Raw genomic sequence first — 5,458 nt, 5'->3', positions numbered from 1 at the left:
CTCAGCGCCAACAAAGGCCGCAAGATGGGCCACCTGACGCTCACCGGCGCCACCGTGGCCGAGGTGCACAGCACGGCGCTGGCAGCCGCCAAGATCTTGGGTATTGAGGCATTTTGAGTCCGGTACAAGCCCATATTCTGGATGGATACGCTGCTGAATCCATAGCGCTTGGCGCAGGTATCATAAGGGCTGGCGAGCTATTGGGCTTGCCCACCGAGACCGTTTATGGTTTGGCCGCTGACGCTGAAAACGACGCGGCAATCGCCAAAATATTTGCCGCCAAAGGCCGCCCGTCAGACCACCCGCTGATCGTGCATGTGCTGGATGAGACCGGCGTGGCGCACTTTGCGTCTGACGTGCCGGCGTTTGCACAGCAACTCATAAAAGCTTTCTGGCCCGGCCCACTGACCCTGATTTTGCCGCGCCGCGCCGGTGTGGCGGCGGCGGCGGCCGGTGGCCAAAACTCGATTGGCTTGCGCTCACCTTCGCACCCGGTAGCGCAGGCGCTGCTCACAGCTTGCCTGCAGCCAGACGTCAATCTGCCATCGTCCACCGTGAATGCTTCAAAGCAGGTGTGGGGCATCGCCGCCCCCAGCGCCAACCAGTTTGGCCGCGTCAGCCCCACCACCGCCGCCCATGTGCAGGGTGAGTTTGGGGCAGACCTGACGATTCTGGACGGCGGCCCGTGCGACGTGGGCATCGAGTCCACCATCATCGACTGCACGCGCGGCGTGCCGGTGCTGCTGCGCCCCGGTGCCATCACACCGGAGCAGGTGCAGGCTGTGTGTGGTTTGAAGGTGCTATCAAAAGATGAGCTACTTACGCAAGCAGCACCTGCGCCAAGGGCCTCTGGGACCCTTGAATCGCACTACGCGCCGAACGCCAAGGTGCGGCTGATGGACGCCAAGGCGCTGCAGACGGCGCTGGATTTAATCGGTGATGGCTTGGACAGTGCCGTGGCTCCTGCGGCGAACGCGACGAGCGCTGCCGCTCCGACCCACGGTGGTGGCCCGACGATTGCCACCTACGCCCGCGCTATTTTGAAAACCCGTTCTGCCAAAGTGCTGCGTCGGCGCATGCCTGACGATGCGGCGGCCACCGCGCAGCAACTGTTTGCCGTACTGCGCGAGTTTGATGCGCAAGGCGTGAAGCTGATCTGGATTGAGACACCGCCGGATGAGGCTGAGTGGGACGGGGTGCGGGATCGGTTGGTGAGGGCGTCGGCGGGTTGAGTTTCCTATTTGCTGCGCCATGAAAAAGCCCCGCAGTGCGGGGCTTTTTCATGGCGCAGCGGTGGTTAAAGTGAATGCCTAGAACTTGTAGCCCACCGCGATGCCGTAAGCGACTGGGTCGAGATTGGCATCCATGGTTTGTCCGCTGGACAAGTGAGTCGTCGTGCTCAGCTTCGACTGGCTGTAAAACACATCCAGAAACCACTTGTCACTCAAGGTAAGCGTGGCACCGATTTGCGGCGTCAGGATGAATTTGGAGTCCACCGTAAACGTGGTGGGCGTCCCACCCGGATTGGTCGTTGCGGTCAAACGTCCGCTGCCTTGTGGGTTGAAGAAGTACGCGTAGGTAGCCCCTAAACCGACATAGGGACGAAACTTGGCGTTAGCTTCCAAAAAACGGTATTGAAGGAAAACGGTGATGGGTAGTGCTTGCACTTCGCCAATATTGCCCGAGCCTTGCATCGAGCCTGCACCACTGATCTTGTGCGTGAACGGCAAGGCGACGGGCACATCGACCGAGATGTTGTCGGTCAGCATGTAGGTAATACCGCCAGCCAATTGGGTGTCAGCGCTGACATTACTCTTGGTGCAACCCGTGGTGGTGTCGCCAAAGTCAGGTGCCGTCATGCAGGCACTGGGGCCAGAGGGCGTCAGGGTAGTGGCCCCGGCACGTACCATCCAGGTACCCGCTGTTTGGGCGCAAACACTGCCAGTAGCCAAGGCAACAGTTGCTGCGATGGCGAGGAACTTCATGTGGGTTTTCATTTGATTTTTCCTTGAAGTTCTTTAATTAGAGCCAACCTGCGATGACCATCGCTTTGGTGACATATTGAGCAAGCAGTTTGTGCCCGTAAGGTGTGGGGTGGACGCCATCGGCAAAGAGGTAATGCGATGAATCGCCTGCGACCAGGTTGCTGGATTTGCACGCCAGCGAACTGCCGTCAGCATTTCCTAGGGTTGCGAGCGGGTTAAAACCGTAATTCAGGTTGCACGCAACATCTTTTACATTGGTCAGCGCGTAATGTGCAGGTGTAGCCAATTGCCGCCGGTTTTCAGCAAAAGCATCCACCATCAGCACGCCAGGTGTGCCTTCCAGCTTTTGTAACTCGGTGTTGAAAGCCATGGTCATGGCCAGGACGAGTTGCTGTTGTGAGGTTGGAGTGGCCATGGCCATCGGGGTCTGACTGACATCAGGCAGGTTCACCACGACGATGTGCTTGGCTCCTTTGTTGTTGACCATGTCCTTGATGTAAGTCGCCAGCGTAGCCGCCGCAGTGGTCATGCCCGCTACTGCAATGCCCGCACCGGTGGTCGCGGCGTAGTTCGCCCCGAACGCTGCGCCTGCTGTTGCTCCAGCAGTCGTTGCGGCGGTTGTTGCAGCTGCGACCATGGGGCCATAGACCGCCGGAGCACCAACAGCAGAATTACCTGGTTGAATAGCGGCTGCACCGACCGCAGCACCGACGACGGAGGCAGATGTACTCCCCGTACGCGCCGACTCGGTTTGCATTGCCAGACCAATGGCTTGTGCAGCCGTGGCAGGGTCAGTGGCTCCGGCGGCAAGTGCACCAACCAGCGCATTTCCAAAAGTCAGCGCGCCTACTCTGGCACCTTCAGCCGTTCCTGCCGCAGTCGCATCCGTCTTCAACTTATCCGTTTGTCCAAAGATGTCATTGGCGCCAGCCAGCATCGTCACCAATTCGGTGCCTTTGAAATTGCCGTTGTTGTCGGCCACAAAACTGGCAATTTGTGTCAAGACGGATTCAGTCAGCGGGCCTGGCGTTGCCGCTCCCGCCGCAACGAGTGCCGCACCAGCAACCGTATTGTTAGTCCCCACGCCGTCAGTCACTCTGGAGCCGCCCTGTGCGTAGTTGGTGCAACCGAGGACAATGCTTTCGAGTGCACCGAAACCACCAAGGCGCGCCGAACATGAGACCTTTCCGATAGCGGCAGCTGAAACCAGTTGCGCCCAGTTATAGCTAGGCGTTGGATCAGCACCTACAGCACCCGCAATACCGTTGACGGTGAACATGCCGCCACCCAAGCCCTTGATCGAAGGCACCGCGTAAGTGCCTGCATCACTCAAACTATCACCAAAAGACACGACAGACGAGTATTTGATCGCAGGAGACTGGTCTCCATTCCCGCCCCCACCACAAGCCGCCACCAATAACGCAGCGCCCAAGGCTGTTGCGAGAATTTTGAATTGCCTCATCTTTTTTACTCCGGTGTTGTTAATTATTTGGAATAGAACGATCGTGCTATTCATTGGCTGAAATGATAATTCGCAACATTAGAACTTGTAACTGGGGTAAACCCCCGACGGTTTTAGTGCGCCGAATTCAATGGATTGCCCGGTTTTGATGTAGGTCAATTCTGGGTGCTTGCTGTCTCAAAACAGCAGGCGAAAAAAAGCCCCGCAGTGCGGGGCTTTTTGGTGAAGGGGGCGACGGGTCAGAAGGCGGTTGAGTATTGCAGGCCCAGAATCCAGACGCTATCACTGTAAGTGCCGGAAACCAAACCGCGATTTTTTGTGGGGTCCGCAGAGGTCTGGTTGTTTTTGATGTCAGCGTCCTTGACGTATAAATACGACACGCCTAAGTCAAGGGTTGCGCCTTTGCTTTGCGTCCACTGCGTGCCGAACGAGAACCAGGTTCGGTCGTTGTCAGGCAGCGAAACCAGGCGGCTTGCGGCGCCCTTCACGGGGGTTTGGTCGTAGGCGATACCAAATTTCAACTTCATGTCGTTGCTGTATTGGTAGTTGGCACCCACGGCAAGGCGCCAGGTGTCCTGAAAATCGGTGTCGAGTGTCTGCGCGATCGTTCCTGAACCTGCGCCCGAGGTGCGGATGACATCAATTTTTGGAATGCTGCTCCAGCCCGTCCACGACAGGTCGCTCAGCATCTGCCACTTGTCGGAGACTTGCTGGGTTCCGCTGAGAATAAAGGCGTCGGGCAGTTTAAGGCTCGCTTTGGCGCCGCTGGAGCCGCCCGCATTAACCAAAGCATTTGGGCCGGTGACGCTGATGTCGCCAGTCAGGTCGTAATTGACGGTCGAGCGGTAGGAAACGCCCACTTTCGAACCCGGCGCGACCTTGAACAAGCCGCCGACATTCCAGCCCCAGGCGTCACCGTCAAGGTTAAGCTTCAGCGGCGAGAGGGCGAACACCGAGGCCACGCCAACTTGTCGGGTGTACTCGGCTGTCAAGCGTTGCCAGTTCAATCCGGCGCCAATCGACACAGCATCGTTTACCCGGTATGCGATGGAGGGGTTGACGTTGTAGGTTTTGAGGTCAAATTTGGTGGACTGGGCGGCGCCGATCCACGGGTTGTTGTATTCGGTTTTAAGGCCAAAAGGGGCGTTCACCCCGACACCCACATACACGTCTTGGTTCAAAGCCCATGACAGATAGCCGTTGGGAATAAACCCCCAGCCGCCGCCATCACCGCCGTTGCCGACAAGTGACGTGACCGGCGAGCCGGAGTCGGAAAACTTGAAACTGGTGCCAATACCCGCCACGCCTGCAGAAAATTCACGGTCCTTCAGTTGCGTCATGCCGGCCGGGTTGAAGAAAATGGTGCTGGCGTTTTCCGACACGGCTGCCGAGCCGGCGTAAGCGTTGCCAAGACCACTGGCATTCTGTTCAAGTAACTGAAATCCGGCCGCCGAGGCATATCCGGAACAGAGGCCAAGGCACAGGGCCGGAATCAGTTTCATGGGGGAAACACGGGGCATTTTCATCTCCTGAAGGGTTGTAATTGATAGCCATAAAGACATAAAACAGTTTCTTCGCGCTGTTTTTTGTCTTGTTGCGAGTTATCAATTCCGCAAGAGATCACAGGGGGGTGATAACCCCCGGTTTCACCGATACCGCAGCTTCATTCCCAAAATCGTGGCCGCCAGGGCCAGGGTGATGCAGTTGGCGATCACGATCGGCCAGGCGCCGAGCAGGATGCCGTAGACCAGCCAGCAGGCCACGCCTGAAGTGAAGGCGCTGTACATGCCGAGCGAGATGCCGCGCACGTCGCGGGTTTTGAAGGTGTGCCACGCTTGCGGCACGAAGCTGGCGGTGGTCAGGGTGGCGGCGACGTAACCAATGAGGTCTGAAAAAGCGGTGGCGGGCATGGCAAGGAAGGGTGGGCTGGAAAAAGCTCAATTGTCCTTCACGGCCCAGTCCAGCAAGGGCTCGAAGGCTATTTTGGCGGCGCTGGCATTGGCGTGGTTGA

The 5,458-nt window shown here is 57.9% G+C and carries 5 protein-coding genes; 1 reads left to right on the top strand and 4 read right to left on the bottom strand.

Annotated features, from left to right (window positions below):
- Positions 1-134: 134 nt before the first annotated feature.
- Positions 135-1,232 carry an L-threonylcarbamoyladenylate synthase gene (locus WCG50_RS16960; protein WP_336900776.1) on the top strand — a complete coding sequence of 366 codons (1,098 nt, stop codon included), beginning with the start codon at positions 135-137 and terminating at the stop codon, positions 1,230-1,232.
- A gap of 78 nt (positions 1,233-1,310) precedes the next feature.
- On the opposite strand, the gene WCG50_RS16955 is transcribed toward WCG50_RS16960, so the two are convergent.
- The 4 genes from WCG50_RS16955 to WCG50_RS16940 all read right to left on the bottom strand — a co-directional run bounded on the left by WCG50_RS16955 (position 1,311) and on the right by WCG50_RS16940 (position 5,357).
- Complete coding sequence (locus tag WCG50_RS16955) at positions 1,311-1,997, bottom strand: OmpW family outer membrane protein (RefSeq protein ID WP_336900775.1); 687 nt, start codon at positions 1,995-1,997, stop codon at positions 1,311-1,313.
- A gap of 25 nt (positions 1,998-2,022) precedes the next feature.
- Positions 2,023-3,447 (bottom strand): SGNH/GDSL hydrolase family protein, encoded by a 1,425-nt coding sequence (locus WCG50_RS16950; RefSeq protein ID WP_336900774.1) that lies wholly within the window; start codon positions 3,445-3,447, stop codon positions 2,023-2,025.
- Between the two features lie 239 nt (positions 3,448-3,686).
- Positions 3,687-4,967, bottom strand: coding sequence for an outer membrane protein transport protein (locus WCG50_RS16945; RefSeq protein ID WP_336900773.1), 1,281 nt, complete (start codon positions 4,965-4,967; stop codon positions 3,687-3,689).
- A gap of 126 nt (positions 4,968-5,093) precedes the next feature.
- The gene (locus WCG50_RS16940; RefSeq protein ID WP_336900772.1) at positions 5,094-5,357 is read right to left on the bottom strand and encodes a SemiSWEET transporter; all 264 of its coding nucleotides are present in this window, start codon (positions 5,355-5,357) and stop codon (positions 5,094-5,096) included.
- Positions 5,358-5,458 lie beyond the last annotated feature (101 nt).

This window comes from Rhodoferax sp. (genome assembly GCF_037143375.1).
Taxonomy (GTDB): Bacteria; Pseudomonadota; Gammaproteobacteria; order Burkholderiales; family Burkholderiaceae_C; genus Rhodoferax.
Note: the sequence above shows the minus strand (reverse complement) of the source record. Positions and strands in the feature narration are given on the sequence as shown.

Bases quoted from the DNA above. Each gene is read 5' to 3' on its own strand.
- WCG50_RS16955 (WP_336900775.1), bottom strand. From the start codon at position 1,997: ATGAAAACCCACATGAAGTTCCTCGCCATCGCAGCAACTGTTGCCTTG.
- WCG50_RS16950 (WP_336900774.1), bottom strand. From the start codon at position 3,447: ATGAGGCAATTCAAAATTCTCGCAACAGCCTTGGGCGCTGCGTTATTG.
- WCG50_RS16945 (WP_336900773.1), bottom strand. From the start codon at position 4,967: ATGCCCCGTGTTTCCCCCATGAAACTGATTCCGGCCCTGTGCCTTGGC.
- WCG50_RS16940 (WP_336900772.1), bottom strand. From the start codon at position 5,357: ATGCCCGCCACCGCTTTTTCAGACCTCATTGGTTACGTCGCCGCCACC.